This window comes from Vibrio sp. B4-6 (genome assembly GCF_963888245.1).
In the GTDB taxonomy this organism is placed as follows: domain Bacteria; phylum Pseudomonadota; class Gammaproteobacteria; order Enterobacterales; family Vibrionaceae; genus Vibrio; species Vibrio anguillarum.
Genome location: NZ_CAWPIM010000066.1, coordinates 1 through 22008, shown reverse-complemented (window position 1 = coordinate 22008; position 22008 = coordinate 1). Strand labels below are relative to the sequence as shown.

Genomic DNA, 22008 nt, shown 5'->3' with positions numbered 1-22008 from the left:
CAGTCATAACCGATGATAAGGTTATGACTGACAATGTTAATTGGATCAGAGATAAAGGGATAGTTTGCTGATTAGAAAATCAATATTATCGCGTGAGACGTCTTTATGGGTCACAAAACGTACCGGATTGCCTGGCGAAACTTTTATTCCATCTTGCGCCAACTGATTGGTAATTGTATGGATATCGATAGAATCAGCTAATTTGGCAAATACGATGTTAGTTTGCACTAAATCTGGATTGACGGAAAACCCGTTTAAGTCCGCTAATTTGCGCGCTAAATATTGGGCATTGTCGTGATCAGTCTTCAGCTGAGTGACTTGTTCAGTCAATGCAAGATGGCCTGCTGCGGCCAAAATGCCTGCTTGACGCATGCCGCCACCGAGCATTTTTCTTAAACGTCGAGCCTTGGCAATGTAGGTTTTTGAACCCAACAGCAGCGAGCCGATAGGAGCTGAAAGCCCTTTAGATAAACAGACCGTCATTGAGTCAAAGTATTGCGCAATCTCTTTAACATCCACATCCAGCGCTACAGCGGCGTTGTATACGCGCGCGCCATCTAAATGCAGTGCCAAATGGTGTTGATCAACAAACGCTCGCGCTTGCGCTAAATAGGCGAGTGGTAGAACTTTGCCATTGATGGTGTTTTCAAGGCTAAGTAGTCGCGTGCGAGCAAAGTGGGCATCATCAGGTTTAATGGCCGCGCGCAGTTTATCGAAGTCTAACGTGCCATCAGGGTTATTTTCGATTGGCTGCGGCTGAATAGAGCCAAGAACCGCGGCGCCACCCGCTTCATATTTGTAGTTGTGCGCTTGTTGGCCACACAGGTACTCATCGCCACGCTCACAATGTGACATTAAACCCAGCAGGTTGGCTTGTGTGCCTGACGTGGTAAATAGCGCCGCTTCAAAACCGTGTCGCTGCGCGGCCCACTCTTCTAAGGCGTTGACGGTTGGGTCATCGCCATACACATCATCACCCACGTCGGCATTAGCCATTGCTTCACGCATCGCGGCGGTGGGTTTAGTAACGGTATCTGATCGAAAATCCATATAATATCCTCATGCGTTTTTCTATTTTTGCTAGAAGCATTTTCACTTCAATTCTTATCTGTGCTTGTACTTTATTGATAGCTAAGCACTTTATCGATAGCTAAGTATTTTATAGATAGCCACACAGCTTCGCCTTACTTAGGCAGGCAATGGTTTTTGAATCTGTGATTTGCCCAGTGATGATTTTTTGCTCCAATTCCTGGATCGAAAGCGTCACCACCTCAATGACTTCATCATCGTCGCATGAGAATCGTGCAGTTTTGCTCAACTGTTTAGCGACAAACAGGTGCTGTATTTCGTCACAAAATCCAGCTAATGGTGTGACTTGCCCTAAAGTGATCAGCTCACTTGCGCTGTATCCTGTCTCTTCTTCAAGCTCACGGTGCGCGCATTCGGCTGGAAGCTCCCCCTTTTCTAAAGTGCCTGCTGGGAGCTCTAACAACCACTTTTTGAGTGAGGGGCGAAACTGATTAATCAGAATAATATCGCCTTGTTTTGTGATCGGCAAAATCACGGCTGCGCCCGGATGGACTATGGTGGTGTGCTCAATGCTTTTGCCTGTAGGAAGGGTGACATCCTCTTGCACTAATGAAATGGTTTTCCATGTATGTATGGTTTTGCTCATGCAAACTCTTCTTTAATTGTGGCTAGCCAATGACTGATATGATGATAAGGGTTCAACCTTACCGAGAATCTGTGGCTAAGACAAAGTAAAACGATAACCTAAGTATCAATATTGCTTGCACAATCAGTGATGTCAGTCTCATATATGCAAACATTGATTTCGAAGAATTTCACAGAAAAGAGATCTGCTATAAGTGGGCGCTTATACTAAAATCTATTTGTAACAAAACAATAACAGTCGTATAAAGTTATGTATACAAACCATTTGGAGCGCTTAAGTGATCAATTTTACTCCTGCATCTCATGCGCAAAAAGCGCTACTTTCAGAGCGCATAAATAAGCTTGCTAAGGCTTTATCGGATGGTGTTTATGAGCGTGAAGACACCATCAAACTTTGTCTACTGGCTGCTTTAGCAGGGGAAAGTGTTTTCCTACTCGGCCCTCCTGGTATTGCAAAAAGTTTGATTGCGAAACGTCTGATCCAAGCCTTCGATAACAGCAGTTATTTTGAATACCTCATGACGCGTTTCTCAACACCAGAAGAGGTATTTGGTCCATTAAGCATTCAAGAATTAAAAGATAATGGGCGCTATGTTCGCCTAACCAAAGGCTATCTTCCTACCGCACAAGTGGTTTTTCTTGATGAAATTTGGAAAGCAGGCCCCGCCATTTTGAACACCTTATTAACGGTTGTGAATGAAAAGACCTTCAAAAATGGGAGCGATATTGAACGTGTACCAATGCGTCTTCTGGTTTCGGCATCGAACGAATTACCGGATGAAGAGAGTGGTTTAGATGCCTTGTACGATCGCATGTTAGTGCGTGTTTTTGTCAACCGTATTCAAAATAAGCAGAATTTCAAATCGATGCTGACCGTCGGTACGCCACAAGAAGCGCGCATCCCTGAAGGGCTTGCGATTACCGATGAAGAGTACCACTCATGGCAGCGACAACTTGACGATTTACTGTTGACAGATGACGTGTTTGAAAAGTTATTTGAGCTGAAAAACATGCTAGAGCATGCCGTTGAAAACCAGCCCGATGCGGCAAGTATTGATATGTACGTTTCAGACCGCCGTTGGAAAAAAGCGGTGAAGCTGCTCAAGGCGAGTGCGTTTTTTAATGGCCGCGACTCAATCAACCCGCTTGATTTACTGCTGCTGCAAGATTGTCTTTGGAATAGCCCCGATTCTCGCGACATTGTGCGCCGCGTTATCCGCGACTTTGCGTTGAAACATGCTTTTGATCAACAAGAAGTTGAACATCAAATCGTAGTGTGTCGTGAAGAGCTGGCTGAGATTCAAGAAGAGCTAGAGTCTGAATTTGGCATGTTGCTCTCGTTGGAAACATCATCCGGTTTGATTAAAAAGCAAGTGCATCAGTTTGATACCAAATCGGCAAAAACCTATCAGGTAGGCACCGCTCATGACTTGGTCAAATTGGTATTGCTGCAAAGCAATATGTCCGTCTCTGAGGCCGAAAAAGGCGATAGCCGCTGGGTTTATGTGCCTAAAAGCGAGCTTGAAAGAACGATCAAAGAGGGGCATGGCGATGTGTATGGTTATGTGAATCAAAATACCAATTTGTGCCGTTTAAGGTTTGATTTAGATGCTGGTAATAACCTCGTTCTTAAAGATATTGCTAATCGCTCGGTGTTGGTGAGTTTGGTGACTGAGCAAGGTTTAGACGAAAGTCTTTATCAAGAGTGGCTTACGAAAGCGGATCAAGCCGTTGCACAGTTGCAACATGCCGAACACCATTTGCGTAAAGTGCGTTCTAAGTTTCATGGCGCTTTGCCGCATAACTTCATTGATCCGGAGCTGCCCACCGCTATGGAAGCGACGCTGCAGCATCTGCAGCAATTACTTGAATCGACTCATACCGAATGCGAAAAAACGGTGCTTCGTTTTAAAAACCTAAACCAGTTTTTTGCGTAAGGAGAGAAGATGCTTGGTGCCGATGGTTTAAATTTAGCGTTAATGATTGCCGATTCGGGCATCATTGATACGGCAGTGAATGATTTGCTTGCGCGCTCGCAAGTGATGATGATGGCTGAAAACCGCGGCGTGGCGAATTCAGTTAAAAATCACCTAACTAAGTGGCGTGGTAGTGTCAAAAAACGCATTACAAAAGTGTGTGAAACTGAGCGTTTTCAACAAGAGCTGACCTTATATCAAGAAGTAATTCACTGGGATGAAGAGACCTTCTTTACCCGGATTAACGAGATAATCAAACAGTTGGAATGGCACTCAGCATTTTATCTCCAAGCACGTCGTTTAATCGAAAAAAACAAGGGGTTGCATAACCCCATGTTCCCTCATTTCTTTTGTGACCAATGGTATCAAAGCCTTTGCCATGCGATTAAACAAGCGCAAATCAACGAACTTGAAAGTAACAAAGAAAAAGTGTTGGCCGATTTGTACCAGCGTATGGAAACCATGAAAAACATGGATAAAGTCACGGAATCGGGTGATGAAAGCAGCGTCGGTCGCTTGTGGGATATGGCATCGGCGAAGCTCAGTAAAACAGACATTAGTGTCATGAAACGCCATGCAGAATTTTTGAAAAAGAACAAAGGATTGCAAGAGATTGCTGAACAGCTTGGGCGCATGGCTGGCGAAGTAGATGACCCGGATCTCAACCGCACTCCAGCCGAAGCGCTGCAAATGGTGGAGGAGAAATCGGACGAAGCGACGGATGACATCGTCGGCATCCACGAAAGTGATGATCTGAACAAGCTGCTGCCCAACGAAACCATGTTTCTTGCCTATCCTGAACTTGAGGTGGTTTTCTACAAGCATTTAGTGGATAAGCGCTTGATGAACTATCGCATGCAAGGCAAGTCTCGCACCTTGCGTAAAGTCAAAGCCTACCAACCAGAGCACAAACAGTTTGAGATTGAAAAAGGGCCGTTCATCGTATGTGTGGACGCTTCTGGTTCCATGAGTGGTTTCCCAGAACAGTGCGCAAAAGCGATGGCTTATGCTCTGATGCAGATCGCGCTTGCTGAGAGGCGCGAGTGCTACGTGATGCTGTTTTCTACTCAGCAAATTACCTATGAGCTGACCAAGCAAGATGGCTTGCGTGAAGCGAGTGATTTTTTAAGTTATTCATTTCACGGCGGAACGGATTTAGACCCTGTGCTAGAACAATCGGTTGAACTGATGAACAGTGACAAATACCACAATGCAGATTTGGTCGTATTGTCGGATTTCATCGCACCTAAACCGCCGGAAGTTCTACTAGAAAAAATCGCGACCTTAAAACATCAAAAAAATCGTTTCCATGCGGTGAGTTTGTCTCGCTATGGTAATCCACAGTTGATGGCGATGTTTGATCACTGCTGGGCATACCATCCTAATCTCGTCGGGCGACTGATGAAAAAATGGTAACGATCACTTGATAAAAACTGATGGATTGTTGCTCTAATTGTTCGCCTTCTATCCTTTGCGGGTCGATTCTTAGTCACTTGATTCATAAGTGGAAAATTTATTGTTGACTCATTTTCTTAATCCGTTAAAGTACGCCTCGTTCTCACGGCAAAGCTCGAAAGAACAATGTCAGGAGTTAGTTGCTCAACAAAGTGAGCAGAGTTATTAAAAGCTGCAAAGCAATGTTTAATAAAAAATTTTGTTAATAACCAAATGTTGTTAATAACAAAGCTAGCGAATGTACTTCAAAAAATTTTCGATGGTGTGTAACTGATTCAGTTGACGGCATCGCAATCCAGAATTGCGTGCCCTGGTGGTGAAATTGGTAGACACAAGGGATTTAAAATCCCTCGACTTTCGAGTCGTGCCGGTTCAAGTCCGGCCCGGGGCACCATCTATTCTTTGCTCATTAAGAGCAACAAAAAATTAAAGGCGCGATGGCAGACTGGTTATGCAGCGGATTGCAAATCCGTGGACCTCGGTTCGACTCCGGGTCGCGCCTCCAAAAACAAAAAAAGACGCTTTTTAGCGTCTTTTTTTGATCTATGTGATTAAGAATCAACAGCCTGTTTAGAAAATAACGCCATCGGTATGATGGCGTTAACATGACATTGACAGCAATGTACAGAGGTGAGTGTTAAGCCGCCTTTTCGGTTTGATAATTTCCCAGTAGGGCACTGTAAATTTCTTGGTCGCTTAAGACGCCGACGAGCTGATTATTTTCCATCAGAAGAATCGGATTTTGAGTTCGATGTTTCAACTCAATCGCGCTACGCATATCAATATCAGGTGTTGTAATAATCATCATCGATGAATCAATGTTCGACATATCGCTGACTTGGGTATCCCAGTGGATAAGAGCGGTCGACGTTGCTCCATATAGCGTCAGAGTTTTATCATGTTGTGCGACCCAAACATCCTGTTTTTTGCAGACCTGCCAACGTTCGTCTTGTTGCTTTAACTGTTCGATGGGCTGCATTAACGAACGTCCTTTTAGTACGTTAAGAGGGTTAGTGTGTGCCACAAACTCTTTAACGTAGTCCGTTTTGGGTGTAAGGACAATTTCTTCTGGTTTACCGTGCTGAATCAGTTTTCCTGACTCCATAATCGCGATGTTATTACCTATTTTTAGTGCTTCATCTAAGTCGTGGCTAACAAATAAGATGGTTTTGTTGAGTTTGCTTTGTAGATCTAATAACTCATCTTGCAGTTGCGCACGAATCAGCGGATCAAGTGCTGAGAATGGCTCGTCCATTAACAGGATGTCACTGTCCATTGCAAAAGCACGCGCTAAACCGACACGTTGCTGCATGCCGCCAGAAAGTTCGTGGGGGAATTTATCTTCCCATTCAGCAAGGCCAACCATTGTTAGCTGTTCACGAGCACGTTGGTGGCGTTTTTTCTTACTCATTCCTTGCATTTCTAAGCCAAAGGCCACGTTATCTAAAACCGATAACCAAGGCATAAGGGCAAACTTTTGAAACACCATCGAGACACGATTTGTCCTTAAATTCTGAAGCGTTGCTTTATCACAGCTGGCAAGGTCAACAAAGCGTTTGCCATCTTTTAATTCTAATGATCCCCGGCTGATGGTATTCAAGCCATTCACCGCGCGTAGCAAGCTCGATTTCCCTGAACCAGACAGCCCCATCAAGACGCAAATCTCGCCTTCTTTAACAGTAAGGCTGACATTGTTTACCCCTACGACTTGACCGCAGGTATCGATAATCTCTTGGCGAGATTCACCCGCATCGAGTCGTTGCAGTGCTTCATTTGGGTTCTGACCAAAGATAACATCGAGGTTTTTAATGGTAATTGCGTCCATGATTATGCGTCCTTATTATTTTGATGTGGGGTTTTGCATAAACGATCAAGAATGATGGCGACTAAAACAATGGCTAAGCCTGCTTCAAAACCTTGAGAAATATTGACGGTGTTGAGTGCACGAATCACGGGTTTGCCAAGGCCGTCAGCCCCAACTAAGGCGGCAATCACAACCATTGAGAGTGATAACATAATGCACTGAGTGATCCCTGCCATTATGCTGGGTAGCGCTGCTGGCAACTCCACTTTGAGCAGTAAGTTCATGCGGCTAGAGCCGAATGCTTTACCCGCTTCAACTAACTCTTCCGGTACCTTAGTTATCCCAAGATAGGTGAGGCGAATGGGGGCGGCGATGGCAAAGATAATGGTCGAAATGAGCCCCGGAACAATACCCAAACCGAACAGAACTAGCGTTGGAATGAGGTAAACAAAGGTTGGTACCGTTTGCATTAAGTCAAGAATTGGGCGCATCAGCGTATAAAGCCATGGTCGATGCGCGGCGATAATGCCCAATGGTACGCCAATTAATACGGAAATCGTTGTCGCGGCAAACACCAAGACAAAGGTTTCCAGCATTTCTTGCCAGTAGCCAAGGTTTAGAATAAGCAGTAGGGCAGCAATAACAAATACCACCAATGAAATCTGACGATGCAGATACCATGCAATGGCTGCGGTGACTAAAATCGGCACGGCAGGGGGCATCCATTTAAACACATCAACTAAAGATAAAATGATGGTCTCAAGTAAGTAGGAAACAGTATCAAAAAATGTGGCTGCATGGATGGTCAGCCAGTCAACGCCACTTTCCATCCAACGACCTAAGGGGATTTTGTTCTCTGTAATAAAATTCACGGTATAGCCTTTTGGAAGGTGAAATGCTCACCTCCTCCTTTAAATTAATTTATGCTTTAAATGGCGCTAAATAGTTGCTGATAGCTTGTTGTGCAGGTGTTCCAGCTTTAGTTTTTACATTCTTTAGCCATGGAACAATACTTTCTGGATGTTTGATTAACCATTGGCGAGCGGCTTGTTCTGGTAACACGCCTTGGTTGAGAATGGATTCCATCAGTTGGTTTTCCATTTCAAGCGAGAAGGATAGGTTTTTTAATAAATTACCGACATTTGGGCATTGTGCTAGGTAGTTTTGACGCACATTGGTGTAGACATTTGCACCACCGTAGTTTGGGCCAAAGTAATCGTCACCGCCATCAAGGTATTCCATTTCAACATTGCTGTTCATTGGGTGCGGAGCCCAACCTAGAAACACAATCCACTGATTACGACGTACTGAGCGTGCCACTTGTGACACCATGCCCGCTTCACTTGACTCAACAACGCTAAAATCTTTCAGCTCAAAAGCGTTTTCATCAACCATCGATTGGATCAAGCGATTACCGTCATTGCCCGGTTCAATACCATAGATTTTGCCGCGAAATTTATCTGAAAATTGAGCGATATCAGCAAACGATTGGACACCGGCATCATAAACGTACTTAGGCACAGCGAGTGTGTATTTTGCTCCTTCCAAGTTAGCGCGTAGAGTTTCAACCGTTCCAGCTTCACGGTATTTGGCAATATCGCCTTCCATGGTTGGCATCCAATTACCGAGGAATACATCAATGTCACCGTTCGCCATAGATGAGTAGGTCACGGGTACTGAGAGTAAATCGATTTTTGTCTGATAACCTAACCCTTTGAGCAACTCTGTGGTTATTGCCGTCGTGGCGGTGATGTCTGTCCAACCCACATCAGCAAAGCGTACCGTATCGCATTGATTGGCGTAAGCGTTGGCGCTGAGCAGAGTCGTCATTGCAAGTGTGAGCACGGTTTTTTTAGTAATAGACATGTTATTTCCTTGTATTTTTGACTGACTTTATAAATTTTATGAGTAAGCGTCCGGCTTTCTCATTGGTGGTTTTATTCTTTGTTTGGTTTGCCAGTCTGGTGCAATCCATACTGGAGCTTCAGTACTGGCTAATAGCGGTTTGCCTAAAATAAGATCGGCGGCGCGCTCTGCGACCATGATGGTTGGCGCATTCAGGTTCCCGTTGGGAATGCTTGGGAATATCGAGGAATCCACCACGCGTAAAGCTTGAATTCCGCGCACTTGGCATTGGTCATTCACCACGGCCATTGGGTCGTCATCTGCGCCCATTTTGCAGCTGCAAGAGGGGTGATAAGCGCTTTCCACATTCTGTTTGACCCATGAATCAATATCGTCATCTCTTTGGATCTCTTCCCCCGGTTGAATTTCTTCACCCCGATAACTATCCAATGCTGGTTGCGCTAGAATTTCGCGGGTGAGACGAATGCAATCGCGCCAATCTTGACGATCTTGTTCGGTTGATAGGTAATTAAATGCGATAGAGGGTGAAACCGTTGGATCGCGAGAGACAATTTGTACTTGTCCTCGGCTTTCTGGCTTATTGGGCCCCACGTGAACTTGGAAGCCGTGACCATCAAAGGCCGCTTGGCCGTCGTACCGCATCGCAGCAGGTAAAAAGTGGTATTGAATATTTGGCCATTTGAGCCCTGCGCGAGAGCGAATAAACGCGCACGATTCGAAGTGGTTGGTTGCCCCTAATCCTTTACGAGTTAAGATCCATTCAGTGCCGATAAGCCCCTTGCTGATTAAACCGAGTTTACTGTTTAGTGTGATCGGCTGTTTGCAGTGGTATTGAAAATAGATCTCTAAATGATCTTGTAAGTTTTCACCCACGCCAGGCAGGTCTTGCTTCAGTTTCACACCAACTTGTTCAAGCAGCGCTTTAGGGCCAATACCTGAAAGTTGCAAAAGTTGAGGGGAGCCAATAGAACCAGCACTTGAGATCACTTCTCGCAAGCAAAACGCTTGTTGGATCTTGCCTGATTTTTCAAACTCAACGCCGATGGCCTTTTGCTCTTCAATCAAGATCTTATGTGCCACAATTCCTGTTTTTACGGTGAGGTTCGGGCGCTTCATCGCGCGGCGTAAATAGGCATTGGACGTTGAGGCGCGAACTCCAGAATCTACCGTCATATGCATTGGTCCGAAACCTTCCTGCTGATAAGCATTGTAATCGTCAGTTTCTGGATAACCGGCTTCTTTGCCCGCATCGATGAAGGCTTGATAAAGTGGGTTCAATTGCATGTCGTTACCATTACAAGTACCGACGGGTCCGTTGCCGCCACGATAAGCGTTATCGCCACCTATCCAAGATTCAGTGCGGCGAAAATAGGGTAAACAATTTTGATAATTCCAACCTTTAGCGCCCAGTGATTCCCATTCATCAAAATCGCAAGCGTGGCCACGAACGTACACCATGCCATTAATAGACGAGCTGCCACCGAGTACTTTGCCCCGTGGGCAATGTAACTGACGCCCGTCAAGATCGGGCTCTGATTCGGTTTCAAATTGCCATGCGTATTTTTCGCTGTTCATCGGGTAAGAAAGGGCGGTGGGCATTTGAATAAAAATGCTTTTATCGCTACCACCTGCTTCGAGCAGTAAAACTTGATGCTCGCCAGACTCGGTTAAGCGATCGGCAAGAACACAACCTGCTGAGCCCGCACCGACGATAATGTAATCAAAGTGATTTAACATAGAAGGCTCCTTTGACGATTAAGCATATGGGCTAGCAAAATCATCTAGCTCCACTAAAATGCTCTTGGTTTGGGTATAGTGCTTAAGGGTTTCTATGCCATTTTCACGGCCAATCCCAGAGTGCTTATAACCACCAACAGGCATTTCTGCCGGAGAGTCTCCCCAAGTATTTATCCAGCAGATCCCGGCTTGAAGTTGGTGAATTACTCGGTGTGCACGAGAAAGGTTCTGTGTGAACACTCCAGCCGCTAAGCCATATTGTGTGTCATTCGCGCGCGCGATCACTTCGTCTTCATCGCTAAACTTAAGCACTGACATTACAGGGCCAAAGATTTCTTGTTCAACATGCGGCATGTCATCAGTGCAATCAATGAAAACGGTTGGAGCAACAAAGTTGCCCTTATCTAGGCCGTTATCGGTAACTTGATAACCGCCAGTGAGCAAAGTTGCTTGGCTAGCTTTGGCTTGCTCAATCGCTGTGAGCACTTTGCTTAAATGAGGCTTGGAGATCAGTGCACCAATCTGTGTGTTGATATCCATAGGATCACCAATCACTAATTTTTCGGTGCGTTGCTTAAGCTGAGCGACAAACGCATCGTAGATATTGTGGTGTACAAAAACACGCGTCCCATGGGTACACACTTCGCCTTGGGTATAAAAATTTGCCACCATGGCAGCGGAGACAGCTTGATCAAGCTTGGCATCATCAAAAATAATGAGCGGTGACTTTCCGCCCAATTCCATAGTGACAGACTTCAAGCTGTGAGCGCTGTCTGCCATTACGGCTTTCCCGGTACCCGATTCACCGGTAAAAGAGACTTTGGCAATGTCAGGGTGGGCTGTCAGCATTTGACCTACGCGGTAATCACCTTGAACCACGTTAAAGACGCCGTCTGGCACTCCGGCTTCACTGAAGATCTCTGCCAGTTTTAATGCGCTTAATGGCGTTTCCTCTGAGGGCTTGAAAATCATCACATTGCCGGCAGCCAGTGCTGGCGCTGATTTCCACATCGCGATTTGAATCGGATAATTCCATGCGCCAATGCCCGCGCAGATGCCTAATGGCTCGCGGCGAGTATAAAAAAACTGATGGTCATTGATCGGCTGTTGCTCGCCTTGAAGCGATGGGGCTAAATTCGCAAAGTATTCAATGATGTCAGCGCCAGTAGCAATATCAACGCAATTGGCTTCTTGAATCGGCTTACCAGTATCGAGAACTTCAAGTACAGCAAGTTCATCGTTTCGTTCTCTAAGTATTTTTACTGCTTTTAGCAAAATACGGCTGCGTTCTGTTGCGGTCATTCTTGACCATATCGCAAATCCTTGCTTGGCTGAGGTGATAGCTTGTTCAATGTCATTGGCACTGGCGTGCTGCAATGTTGCTATCACTTCACCTGTTGCTGGGTTGTAGGTATCGAAACGTTCTCCTGAAGTCGCAGATCGGAGCGTTCCGTTGATATAAAGCGATTGTATTTCCATTTGAAGGCCTGAAGTGAGTTGTTATTACGCGTAAAACGCTAATTGTTTATTGAGGTAATCGTTAATGATGGAATGTGCTTGAGCAGGGTCTATTCCTTTGGGGTTTAATGCTCCGCGTAGCCAAATGCCATCAATCAGTGACGCGATACCATGAGCCACGAGGTTGACTTGTTCTGATGGGAGCAGCGGCTTGAGTTCAATCTTAAGATGAGAAAGTAAACGCTGTTCATTGACGTATTGCAGGCGATTTAGTTGTGCGTCGTGCATGGAGTAAGCCCAAAACGCTAACCATGTTTTAACAACTTGGTTTTCCGCTTGGAACCCTTTGAAATTGCCGGTTACGATGGCATTAATGCGTTCGTAATGAGCCTCTTTTGGGAGTTGGTTTAAATGCTGAGTGATGGTGGTTGAAAGCTCACGTAAAACAACACGCATTGTCTCTTCCAATAATCCATGCTTGCCGCCAAAGTAGTGATTGATAATCCCTGTCGAGACACCTGCTTCTTTGCTGATTAAAGCGATACTTGCGCCATGTAATCCAACGCGTTCAATGACTGTCATTGTTGCGGCGACAAGTTGAGGTTTGCGTATGTCTGGCATCCCTACCTTTGGCATAATTCATCCTGATTATTTTATATTGAACGATTAGTTAAATATAAAATGCCATGATAATGCTTAGAGTTCAAATCTATTTTTGCGTAATAATTGCCATTGAATTTGCATGGTTAATAATAAATATTATTTTAATTCAATTGATTACAATTAATTTTCCATAATTGTTTAGTGTGAAAAATATTTGAAGTCACCGTGTTTTTTGTTCGGTGCTAGCTTCTATCGTTCATCGAAGAAATCTTTATTGCGGATGTATTTACTCATGAGGTGATAAGAGAAGGGGCGAACTAGCCAGCTCAATAAAGACCTGCCTAATCGAATGAACGTTGGTGTGTTTTCGTAAATACGCCCATTGTAAAGCCACAGCAATTTACCCACATGCCAATAGATTAAAGGAATGGGTGGCATAAAGGTGACGATGTCGAGGTCACAACAGATACGATAGGTTTTGTGACTAAGCGCGTAGCGTTGACGAAAACGCCAATTACCAATCGCGGGTTGGCCGAATGTCACAATGCGTTTGATGCATTTTGGGTATTTCTTTTCGATGTAGTCAGCAAAGATACACCCAATAGCCCCACCCGAAGAGTGACCAGTGATGGCAATGCGTTTGCCGCTCTCGATCAGAGGAACAACGACGGCTTCCAGCCGTTGTAAAACCGATAGGCCGAGTTTATCTTCGTTGCGCGTTGGCAGGCTCTCTTGATGCAGGAGATGGTAAAAGCCCGCATGAATACGGTAATCCAATCCTAAGTGCTGACAACTGCGTGTCCACATTGCAAAGTTCAAAAGCCAATCACTGACACTGTGCGAACCTTTAATGACGACCACGGCCTCTTCTTGGTTTTTACTCCACAGCACTCGAATCATGATTTTACCAAACTGGTTACGGATGATGTGCTGACCGTTCGGGTCAAAACCGTAACGTGTCTGCCTAAACACTCTGGGATAAGCAAGGTTGCACAGCACGGCATAGCGTTCGTATTGATAGCGTTTAAGTGGTTTCACATGGCTGCTCTCGAAGATATTGAGCTAACGTAGCGATTGAATGTGAATGCTTTATTATGATCTTGATACATATGGTAATAAAGTTTGATCAATTACTAGCTCGTTTCTGGGCATTTTTGAGCTGGTGACTTTTTAAATTAGTAAAGAATGAATTAGTTCAAATATAAAAATTCGTTTGGCTTAATACTCGGGATTAGCGGTGTTTAGCACTTCAAGCAAAACCTCAAACTTTAACTATACTTTTGAAAAAGAATAACATCACGAATACTAAGCATAGATTTATCATGGAGAGCTCTATGAAGATTAATGGGCCTGTTACGCAAAAAGAAGTCTCGTTCAATGAGCGAAGTGAGTTGGTTTCCATTACTGACACCAAAGGAAAAATCAAATTCGTCAATGATGATTTTATCTCAATAAGTGGATTCAGTCGTGATGAATTAATTGGTAGTAATCATAACATGGTTCGTCATCCAGACATGCCTGAGGCAGCATTTAAAAGTTTATGGGAAACAGTTAAAAAAGGGCAAGTATGGCGAGGTATTGTTAAAAACCGATGTCAAAATGGTGACCATTATTGGGTTGATGCTTTTGTGTCACCGATACTAAAAAATGGGCAGTTAATTGGTATCCAATCGGTAAGATCTGAACCATCAAGAAAACAAGTTGTAGAGGCTGAATCTCTTTATAAAAAAATGAATAGTAATAAAAGCCTCACTCTTCCAAAGCCATCTTTGCTTGAAAAACTTACATTTAGCCAGTATTTGTTTGCCACAAATTTCGTAGTGCTAATTCTTAGTCTCATAATCTCAGTACAACAATTTGGAGCAGGTAACCTATCTATTGGAATTTCAACGATTGTTTTAATGCTTATTGTGATTTCGAATTGGTTAGTGCTTAGATTTCGAGTTTTTGCATCAGTTAAAGAGGTTGAAGAAACATTACGAAAATTATCTGAAGGTGATTTATCCTCCAACATAACTCTTACTCGACAAGATGAAATTGGAATTTTAATGCAAGCAACGAAGATGTTACAGGCTCGATATAAAGCGATATTGAGTCAAGTGATGTCAACAGCACAACGAGTGGTTGAAGACGCGGATAAGGTATCGTCTGGAAGTTACACTATGCAGCATAGTATGGCAGAACAGTCATCTCACACCTCTCAAATAGCAAGTGCAATGACGGAAATGGCTTCTACAGTACAAGAAGTCACAGAAAGCACCACCCAAGCGTCACAAATAACATTAGAAACTCAACAACATGTTGATCAGGGCGATCAATTGATTGAAGACGGTCTAAATAAGCTTTCAAATTTTTTAATAGAGCTTGACACTACTATTTCCCAAATATCAGAAGTGTCCGAACAAAGTAAAAGTATTGGGCAGGTTATTAATACCATCAGCGATATTGCGGAGCAGACAAATTTACTCGCATTAAATGCGGCTATAGAAGCGGCCAGAGCTGGTGATCAAGGTAGAGGATTTGCAGTGGTTGCAGATGAAGTTCGTAACCTTGCAAGAAGAACTCAAATGGCAACAGAAGATATTAAGTTGATGCTAGAAAATTTACAGAGTGGCGTTCAAAGCTCTTCCGCTAGAGTATCAAACAATAACATACTCGCTAAAGATGCCTTCGCGGGAGTTACTAAGGCTAGAAATACCTTTGCCGAAATTAAAGAAAGAGTTTCGCATATTAACGATATGAGTACTCAAATCGCTGCAGCTTCAGAACAACAATCAACAGTTGTACAAGATATGAATCGCTCTATAGTGGTTGTTAGCGAAAAAAGCGCAGATACTGAAGAAAATGCCCATCATCTACAAGATAAAGCAAAAGTTCTGAGTCAACAGGCGATTGACTTACAAACGCAACTAACAGATTTCACTTTATCTAAATCCAAAAAATTAGATTTTACCGAAATAAAAAATGCTCATCTTGCGTGGAAGACCAAAGTTAGATCTTATTTAAATGGTGATCATAATGCTTTAGATAAAGCTGTAGCTTGCGACCATCGATGCTGTGCTCTTGGTAAATGGTATTATGGAAAAGGCCAAAGTTTGTATAGTAAAGGTTCCGCTTTTAAAGCACTTGAACCGCCTCATGTAAAATTACATGGTGTCATTAAGCAAGTGATTGAACTCAAAGAGCAAGGTAAGTACGATGAAGCCGACCGAATCTTTGAGCAGATTGAACCTATATCTCTTGATGTAGTAGCTAGGATTAGTGATTTAGAAAAAGCAATTAATGTTTCTCTTTAACCTGCTATTACCAAATACTTATTGGGGAACTGAGCGGACTTTTTTCATCAAAGCAGTGTTCATTGTATTAATTAATAGTAAAGTAATTTGACGATTTACCCCTTTTAGCGCAACAAGCACAAAGTCCAGCCTTGATTGTGGTCGGCAGTGTGACTCGCTTGCACGACAAATTGAAGTGGTTTGGCGTATACTAAGCGCAATTTGCAAAGCAGCGGCGAACAGGCCGCTGTTTTTGTTTCTATTTGAGAAGAGAGCTCATGGAAAAAGTTGCCATTCTTGTCGACGTTCAAAACGTCTATTACACCTGTAAAGAGAAGTACCGCCAGCATTTTGATTACAACCAATTTTGGTATGTAGCCACTCAAGGGCGAGAGGTGATCAAAGCCAATGCCTATGCGATTGCTAGCCAAGATCCTAAGCAGCGCCAGTTCCACCATATTTTGCGCGGTATTGGTTTTGAGGTTCAGCTTAAGCCCTTCATTCAGCGTCGTGATGGCAGTGCAAAAGGGGATTGGGATGTCGGTATTACTCTCGATGCGATTGAGCTGGCAGAGCAAGCGGATGTGATTGTTCTGGTATCAGGAGATGGTGATTTCGAGCTATTGGTCGAGCGGATTAAACAGCGTTTTAACAAAAAAGTAGAAGTGTACGGAGTACCAAGGCTGACGGCTCAAAGCCTTATTGATGTCGCCAGCCAGTTTGTTCCAATCGAGCAAGACTTACTGTTGTAGCTCACCTTCAACAGGCACAATCTCACTATGTTGGGTATCTACCGTGCTGGTTGAAGCGGCTTGCTCTGCGTCTAATTTTTCACGTTCAGCTTTTGAAATATAACGAGGCTTATTGCTGCCGTGCAGCTTGGCATGCTTCTTTTTAAGATGCTTTTGCAGTGTTTGGTTAATTTTCTTTTTGCGGTTCATAGTCGTCTGCTCTTTGACACAAAGTCTTGGGTACATGAGGAACAAGGTGGCGCAGGATACTTGTTTTTATCTGCGATCTCAATGGGAGTTATTGGCAATGGAAAAAATGCATAGCGATCTTTTAACGGGAGAGCTGCTCAGTGAGTTTCGCACCGTAGAGGCGATGGTGAACATTTATTGTCAGCGCCATCATCGCTGTCAATCTGGACTCTGTACGTGTTGCAAAACCTTGTTGGAATATGCGCAAGTACGCTTAGATCGCTGTCCTTATGGCCAACATAAACCCACCTGTAACCGTTGCCCAATTCATTGCTATAAGCCTGAGCCGAAAGAACAAATGAGATTGGTGATGCGTTACGCAGGGCCAAGAATGTTGCTCTCTCACCCTATATTGGCGATCCGCCATCTACTGCATGAAAAACGTGCACTACCAGAAAAACCAAAGGCGCATGCATCAAATCGCCATCAACGATTGAACCGTGCGCCTTGCGATAAAATATGATCCGCTTTGCTGCGACTTATTTCCCCGCCACCCACTGGCGTTTGGTTTTGAGGCTTGAAGCCAACATATAAATACAAGTCGCCAGTAAAGCAATAAAGAGATAACCCATTAAGCCTTGCGATCTTTGCATAAACCAATCAGCGATCACGGGGCCAACCACAGAGCCGATACTGTAGCTAAACAACATAACTTGTGTCGCTGAGACAATGTAATTGGCATCGAGCTTATCACAACCTAAGTTGATGGCGATTGGGTAAAGGGCAAACGTCGCCATGCCTAAAAAAAACAAGCTGGCAGCTAATATCATCATCGTTGAATCGAACAAGGTTATGGTAATCGCCGCAGAGCCAATCAAGCAAAACAGTGCCATTAATAGTGTTCGGCCCAAAAACTTTGATAGCCAAGGCACCATAGGTTGCACCGCCATGCCACCCAAAACTACAAGCGCCATTAAGCTGCCAATATCGGTATGGCTGATACCGCGTTGTTCCAATTCAACAGGCATTAGACCGTAGATAGCCCCCAAAGTGAGCCCTGAAACTCCGCAACCGAGCAAGGCGGCATGGTTTAGTTTGAGTACCTGTTTCAGTGATAGGCTGACGGCATGCTGAGTTGACGGTTGGTCAGATTCGCCATAAATCAGCACCACACTGGCGATTAATAGCAAGGTAATGATGGCAATGAAAGGCACGCCGCCTGATACGCCTAAATAACCAATCCCTAATTGGCCCAATGCCGTGCCGCCGTAAAGCGCCGCCATATAAATACCAAGGCGTTTTGCTCGGCCTTTTTCATCACCATGCAATAGCCAAGACTCGACGACTACAAAGACACCAGCCACCGCAATACCAGCAACAAAACGTGCCACTAACCAAGCACTGGCATAGTGCAGAGCAGGTAAGGCAAAAATGGTTAACATGAGTAGCGCTAAGCACCATACAAAAGCGTTTCGGTGGCCAACGCGGTTGACAACAGGTTCAACGATTAATGCGCCGATCAATAAGCCAGCGTAAAAGGCACTGGCAAGCCAGCTTGCCAATGAGCTCTCAAGCCCGTAGTGCGGCAACATCAATGGGATCAGGCTCATTAAATAGCCTGAGGCAATCGCATAAAGCGATAGCGCAATGACCGGAACGGAAATGCGAGGTGAAGACGCGTTCACAGTGATGTTGTCCATTGACTTTGCCTCAAAACCAGAATTGATGGGATATTTTGCGGCGAATATGGAGCTGATATTGAGAAAGGTAAAACGAAAAATTATGTTCTTAACGATTAATTTTATTAATCGAAAATAAAGCAAGAGAAATGATCAGTAAAGTTGGCATAAATCGATAAAAAATGCCAACTTTATTATTGGTTATAATGATGGATTATTTCAATATGGCTTGGTTTAACCATTGATCAAATTGATTTTTTGGTAAAGCGCCATTGATCATATCGACTCGTTGACCATTTTTAAACACCATAATGGTTGGAATGCTGCGAATTTGAAATTTTGTGGCGAGGCTTTGTTCACTTTCAGTATCAATTTTTATAAAGCGAATGTTTCCTTTTCGTTCCGTCGCAGCATCACTGAATACAGGAGCAAAACCCACACATAGTTTTAATGGATGCTAATATCTTATCAAGTGATTGACAATACATTGTAAACTCTAAGAAATATATATAATGTAATTGTAACATTTGTTGACAACTTATCACCTCAGGGCTAGCGTTATCTATAGTTAGAAAATAAGGTCGGTTTCACACATGGACACTTCAATTTTATCAAACCTTTCGCTTCTATCGAATGTTTTAGCTACGACCTATCGAACTCAATTAAGGGAAGCTATATATATAGCTAACGTAAATAAACCAGAAACAAAAAGAGAACAACTTTTAAATATTTATTCAGCCTTCGTTTACTCGCAGGGGGCTGATAACTTCAATCCACTAGAGTTTATCAATAACAAATATAGGCTGCTAGAGCATGTTGATCTTGTCATTGGTTTTATATATGCATCGAGTGAAGTAAAGAATGTAACAAAACGTCACCAAGCTAGAGGTCTTTATAATGCATTTTTCGAACTAGCAAAAGCGGTTAACCTAAAACTTCCCGAGCAAAGTTTCTCAAGCGATAAAATTAACCAATACGTACAAGCTTGCATTGATAAATACCAAGCACTCCCTGTTCATTGTGAGAAGCGGGAGTATCTAAATGGCTGGTCAGTCACTTCTCAGAGTCGTGAGCCAGCATCCGTGAACCTCGACTTTATCTATGTGAAATACTCTCGTGAATATGCATTAAAAATTAATGAAACTCTTAAAGATTATGCGCTTACACAAAAAACGACAACGTTAAAACGATGCTTGTCAGATATAACTGGCTTGCTAGAATCAGTTGCTATGCTTGATGCTTATGCTACCGTTGAATCTTTTGAAAGCCTCCTGAATGCAAGCCATGTTCATTCCACCTTTTACAAAGCGTATCAGATTCAAATGTCGCAGTGTATCGCCAAGGGAAATGATTTATACACTTTTAATAGAGCATTTATAAGCTCAATTGATGCATATGAGTCTGCATTTATCAACACGAAAGTATTTCCAGCACCGTTGAAACCATTTATCAAGCCTGATGTAAAAACCATTAAAAACCCACCGAGCTTTTCTACTGGCGGTAAAGCGAGTGAAGCTGAAAAAATCATCTGGTTTTCTGATATTCCTTTGCATATCAAAGATGAAGAAGTGATAAATATCATAGAAGCACGGCTTAACCGTATGATGATATTCATGCGTGAAGCATTCGATAATAAATTTAAAAAGCTCAAAGAGAGGCAAGTCAGAAATAAGGCGCTTCGCATGGAAGGATTGGTAAAACCTCTTACGGGTAATGTAGGGAGAAGAGGTAAAGGAAAGGTTGACTTTGCTATCGGCACTGCGTATCTAGCGAATACTATTGCCACCTTCGAGCACTATGGCATCAATGGATACACTGGCGCTCAATACGAACAATTCCTCTGTTTTTCAGGTAATACTGACACATTGCTTAAAGAGCTAAACTTGCCTACTAACGAAACCTTATTAACGTTAACCTCGCTTCTTGTGATGGAACACCCGAAGATTACACCTAGCTGGCTTCAAAAACTTCAACTGTTTGACGAACACGGCAAAAAATCGGATATTTTCAATCAGGTGATCAATACATCTTATCAAGTGAAAAGGGCCGCAGAGGGAGAACCTTAGCGCAGCAGGACGTTATTCTCAATGAATACTCAAAGTCGATTGTTGATTTCATTATTGAGCACACATCAATAGCGAGAGAGCAACTTAAAGCCATTGGGAACCCTAACTGGAAGTTCCTCTTGCTGACCTGTTCACTTAATCAAGCCAAAAAACCATCATCAAAGTCGCAACTGTACAAGACACATCAACCGCTATTAAACGACTTCTTTGAATCTCACAATCAAACTTTAGGTGGCGATGGCTTATCGAGTGAGGAAATTGAGTTAATTTCAAGCTCTCTAATTCATCGTGCAATTCGTCGCCATAAAGGGCTTCAAATCTATCTCGAAACTCGCTCACAAAGTGCTGTTTCTGAAGCTCTTGGGCATAAAGAAATGAACACTCAGATACTTGAATCGTACCTACCGAAACCTCTGATGGAGTTTTTTACTCAACGTGTTATTCGACAGTTCCAGAATGCGATAATCATAAAGGCGATGGAGGGCTCTCCGTTCTTGTTGGATGCCGTTAATATGTCTTATGAAGAAGTAAAAGAGTTTCTTGAAAATCATGGTATTAAAGAGGTTCCTGACTTAAACGCTAAGGCGTTTGAAAGCGCCAAATCGGATGCAGGACAAACTATTTTTGACAGTATCGTGTTTACAATAACCGTGCCGTTAATTCAGCTTCTAATTAGCATTCAAGAGTTTATAAAAAGTAATTCTGAGCAAGATACAGTGCATTTTCAAAATGAATTGGTTGAGCACTGGTATAACTGTGCTGCCTACTTACTGTCTCGCTTTGAGCGTGGTGATTTCGAAGATGATGATATTGAAGAAATGTATTATGAAGCCAAAAGTAAACCGCTGAACACAAACGTGATTAAAGGGGCCATTTCGTGTTAGTTGCAATTGATAATCATGCGTACATTGAAAACTTGATGGATGAAATCCTGGATAATCCTCAATTACTTAACGGTATGCATGTAGACACACTCGCACAGCTTACGTCTTATGCTGTCGAAAAAGATGACTTTCGAGTGTTGTCACTCGTTTCAGAACTGCACACAGGTATCCCATTTTCCGATAACCACTTACCCGATTGGTGGCAGTCTGATTTTTACGATGACATCACTAAAATTAAATTTGAACATCAAAAAAGTGCCAAGGAAGTGCGTTGGTGTAATGTTATTTTAGAGGACGGCGAACGGTTAACAAGCAAGAAACATCAACCACTATTAAATGCTTTTAAATACTGGCTAATCGCCTGTGATAACCCCCTTGAAAATGGTGGTAAGCTTACATCATCATCCTTCGCTTCAAAGATGTTTGAAAACATACTGACATTAATTGATGTCATTCTACTTAATAGCGCAGCGTTAAAGCTTACTGCGTATTTCGGAGCATTCCGAACAGCCATTTCGGTATGACCCGAACACCTATTTCGGTTTAATCCGAACGTACATTCCGCGATTATCCGAACACTTTTAAGCGAACTCCGAAATCAGCGTTCGGAA

General features: G+C 43.3%; 19 protein-coding genes, 2 tRNA genes and 2 pseudogenes. 11 read left to right on the top strand and 12 right to left on the bottom strand.

Annotated elements, in window-relative coordinates:
* Positions 1–45 precede the first annotated feature (45 nt).
* Both ltaE and AACV20_RS14325 read right to left on the bottom strand, forming a co-directional pair.
* Positions 46–1050, bottom strand: coding sequence for a low-specificity L-threonine aldolase (gene ltaE / locus AACV20_RS14330; protein ID WP_170907521.1), 1005 nt, complete (start codon positions 1048–1050; stop codon positions 46–48).
* 109 nt (positions 1051–1159) lie between these two features.
* Positions 1160–1675 (bottom strand): NUDIX hydrolase, encoded by a 516-nt coding sequence (locus tag AACV20_RS14325; RefSeq protein ID WP_170907520.1) that lies wholly within the window; start codon positions 1673–1675, stop codon positions 1160–1162.
* A gap of 277 nt (positions 1676–1952) precedes the next feature.
* Here AACV20_RS14325 and AACV20_RS14320 point away from each other — a divergent pair, with 277 nt between their 5' ends.
* The 4 genes from AACV20_RS14320 (at position 1953) to AACV20_RS14305 (ending at position 5610) form a co-directional block, all read left to right on the top strand.
* Positions 1953–3611: an ATPase RavA domain-containing protein gene (locus tag AACV20_RS14320; protein WP_170907519.1), complete on the top strand. Its 1659-nt coding sequence runs from the start codon at positions 1953–1955 to the stop codon at positions 3609–3611.
* Positions 3612–3620: 9 nt separating this feature from the next.
* Positions 3621–5066, top strand: coding sequence for an ATPase RavA stimulator ViaA (gene viaA, locus AACV20_RS14315; RefSeq protein WP_170907518.1), 1446 nt, complete (start codon positions 3621–3623; stop codon positions 5064–5066).
* A gap of 346 nt (positions 5067–5412) precedes the next feature.
* Positions 5413–5499 (top strand) — tRNA-Leu (locus tag AACV20_RS14310).
* Between the two features lie 37 nt (positions 5500–5536).
* Positions 5537–5610: transfer RNA gene (locus AACV20_RS14305), tRNA-Cys, on the top strand.
* 132 nt (positions 5611–5742) lie between these two features.
* Here the strand turns inward: AACV20_RS14305 and choV are convergent.
* From choV to AACV20_RS14270, 7 genes are all read right to left on the bottom strand, one after another.
* Positions 5743–6930, bottom strand: a complete 1188-nt coding sequence (gene choV, locus AACV20_RS14300; RefSeq protein ID WP_170907517.1) for a choline ABC transporter ATP-binding protein — start codon at positions 6928–6930, stop codon at positions 5743–5745.
* A 2-nt stretch (positions 6931–6932) separates the two neighbouring features.
* Positions 6933–7781: a choline ABC transporter permease subunit gene (choW, locus tag AACV20_RS14295; protein WP_017048787.1), complete on the bottom strand. Its 849-nt coding sequence runs from the start codon at positions 7779–7781 to the stop codon at positions 6933–6935.
* Positions 7782–7830: 49 nt separating this feature from the next.
* A complete protein-coding gene (locus AACV20_RS14290; RefSeq protein WP_047689625.1) occupies positions 7831–8775 on the bottom strand; it encodes a choline ABC transporter substrate-binding protein in 945 nt (314 codons plus the stop codon).
* Positions 8776–8811: 36 nt separating this feature from the next.
* Positions 8812–10512, bottom strand: a complete 1701-nt coding sequence (gene betA, locus AACV20_RS14285) for a choline dehydrogenase (protein ID WP_170907516.1) — start codon at positions 10510–10512, stop codon at positions 8812–8814.
* 18 nt (positions 10513–10530) lie between these two features.
* Entirely contained in the window at positions 10531–11991 is a 1461-nt protein-coding gene (betB, locus tag AACV20_RS14280; RefSeq protein WP_170907515.1) for a betaine-aldehyde dehydrogenase, read from the bottom strand.
* A gap of 24 nt (positions 11992–12015) precedes the next feature.
* Entirely contained in the window at positions 12016–12606 is a 591-nt protein-coding gene (gene betI, locus AACV20_RS14275) for a transcriptional regulator BetI (protein ID WP_170907514.1), read from the bottom strand.
* Between the two features lie 216 nt (positions 12607–12822).
* On the bottom strand, positions 12823–13611 hold the full coding sequence (locus AACV20_RS14270) for a lipase family protein (RefSeq protein WP_013867930.1): 789 nt from the start codon (positions 13609–13611) through the stop codon (positions 12823–12825).
* A gap of 296 nt (positions 13612–13907) precedes the next feature.
* On the opposite strand from AACV20_RS14270, the gene AACV20_RS14265 reads away from it, so the two are divergent.
* From AACV20_RS14265 to AACV20_RS14255, 3 genes and pseudogenes are all read left to right on the top strand, one after another.
* Positions 13908–15869, top strand: a complete 1962-nt coding sequence (locus AACV20_RS14265) for a methyl-accepting chemotaxis protein (protein WP_170907513.1) — start codon at positions 13908–13910, stop codon at positions 15867–15869.
* 92 nt (positions 15870–15961) lie between these two features.
* A pseudogene (locus AACV20_RS14260) lies at positions 15962–16063 on the top strand (uroporphyrinogen-III C-methyltransferase); the annotation flags it as partial.
* A 63-nt stretch (positions 16064–16126) separates the two neighbouring features.
* A complete protein-coding gene (locus AACV20_RS14255; RefSeq protein ID WP_010319683.1) occupies positions 16127–16600 on the top strand; it encodes a LabA-like NYN domain-containing protein in 474 nt (157 codons plus the stop codon).
* Here AACV20_RS14255 and AACV20_RS14250 read toward each other — a convergent pair.
* The gene (locus AACV20_RS14250) at positions 16589–16789 is read right to left on the bottom strand and encodes a DUF2986 domain-containing protein (RefSeq protein ID WP_096037060.1); all 201 of its coding nucleotides are present in this window, start codon (positions 16787–16789) and stop codon (positions 16589–16591) included. The genes AACV20_RS14255 and AACV20_RS14250 overlap by 12 nt on opposite strands.
* A gap of 97 nt (positions 16790–16886) precedes the next feature.
* Between AACV20_RS14250 and AACV20_RS14245 the strand changes: the two genes are divergently transcribed.
* On the top strand, positions 16887–17291 hold the full coding sequence (locus tag AACV20_RS14245; protein ID WP_202599014.1) for a nitrous oxide-stimulated promoter family protein: 405 nt from the start codon (positions 16887–16889) through the stop codon (positions 17289–17291).
* Positions 17292–17307: 16 nt separating this feature from the next.
* Here AACV20_RS14245 and AACV20_RS14240 read toward each other — a convergent pair whose 3' ends face one another.
* Both AACV20_RS14240 and AACV20_RS14235 read right to left on the bottom strand, forming a co-directional pair.
* Positions 17308–18468: an MFS transporter gene (locus AACV20_RS14240; protein WP_212752608.1), complete on the bottom strand. Its 1161-nt coding sequence runs from the start codon at positions 18466–18468 to the stop codon at positions 17308–17310.
* Between the two features lie 193 nt (positions 18469–18661).
* Positions 18662–18889: pseudogene (locus tag AACV20_RS14235) on the bottom strand (thioredoxin domain-containing protein); the annotation flags it as partial.
* A 151-nt stretch (positions 18890–19040) separates the two neighbouring features.
* Between AACV20_RS14235 and AACV20_RS14230 the strand changes: the two are divergent.
* The 3 genes from AACV20_RS14230 to AACV20_RS14220 all read left to right on the top strand — a co-directional run bounded on the left by AACV20_RS14230 (position 19041) and on the right by AACV20_RS14220 (position 21921).
* Entirely contained in the window at positions 19041–20513 is a 1473-nt protein-coding gene (locus AACV20_RS14230) for a hypothetical protein (protein WP_249929760.1), read from the top strand.
* 512 nt (positions 20514–21025) lie between these two features.
* Complete coding sequence (locus AACV20_RS14225) at positions 21026–21397, top strand: hypothetical protein (protein ID WP_249929759.1); 372 nt, start codon at positions 21026–21028, stop codon at positions 21395–21397.
* On the top strand, positions 21391–21921 hold the full coding sequence (locus AACV20_RS14220; RefSeq protein WP_249929758.1) for a hypothetical protein: 531 nt from the start codon (positions 21391–21393) through the stop codon (positions 21919–21921). The genes AACV20_RS14225 and AACV20_RS14220 overlap by 7 nt, the downstream gene beginning before the upstream one ends.
* The last annotated feature ends 87 nt before the right edge of the window (positions 21922–22008 follow it).

Coding starts and splice junctions, on each gene's coding strand:
- ltaE (WP_170907521.1), bottom strand. CDS start 1,050: ATGGATTTTCGATCAGATACCGTTACTAAACCCACCGCCGCGATGCGT.
- AACV20_RS14325 (WP_170907520.1), bottom strand. CDS start 1,675: ATGAGCAAAACCATACATACATGGAAAACCATTTCATTAGTGCAAGAG.
- viaA (WP_170907518.1), top strand. CDS start 3,621: ATGCTTGGTGCCGATGGTTTAAATTTAGCGTTAATGATTGCCGATTCG.
- choV (WP_170907517.1), bottom strand. CDS start 6,930: ATGGACGCAATTACCATTAAAAACCTCGATGTTATCTTTGGTCAGAAC.
- AACV20_RS14290 (WP_047689625.1), bottom strand. CDS start 8,775: ATGTCTATTACTAAAAAAACCGTGCTCACACTTGCAATGACGACTCTG.
- betA (WP_170907516.1), bottom strand. CDS start 10,512: ATGTTAAATCACTTTGATTACATTATCGTCGGTGCGGGCTCAGCAGGT.
- betB (WP_170907515.1), bottom strand. CDS start 11,991: ATGGAAATACAATCGCTTTATATCAACGGAACGCTCCGATCTGCGACT.
- betI (WP_170907514.1), bottom strand. CDS start 12,606: ATGCCAAAGGTAGGGATGCCAGACATACGCAAACCTCAACTTGTCGCC.
- AACV20_RS14265 (WP_170907513.1), top strand. CDS start 13,908: ATGAAGATTAATGGGCCTGTTACGCAAAAAGAAGTCTCGTTCAATGAG.
- AACV20_RS14255 (WP_010319683.1), top strand. CDS start 16,127: ATGGAAAAAGTTGCCATTCTTGTCGACGTTCAAAACGTCTATTACACC.
- AACV20_RS14250 (WP_096037060.1), bottom strand. CDS start 16,789: ATGAACCGCAAAAAGAAAATTAACCAAACACTGCAAAAGCATCTTAAA.
- AACV20_RS14245 (WP_202599014.1), top strand. CDS start 16,887: ATGGAAAAAATGCATAGCGATCTTTTAACGGGAGAGCTGCTCAGTGAG.
- AACV20_RS14240 (WP_212752608.1), bottom strand. CDS start 18,468: ATGGACAACATCACTGTGAACGCGTCTTCACCTCGCATTTCCGTTCCG.
- AACV20_RS14230 (WP_249929760.1), top strand. CDS start 19,041: ATGGACACTTCAATTTTATCAAACCTTTCGCTTCTATCGAATGTTTTA.
- AACV20_RS14225 (WP_249929759.1), top strand. CDS start 21,026: ATGTCTTATGAAGAAGTAAAAGAGTTTCTTGAAAATCATGGTATTAAA.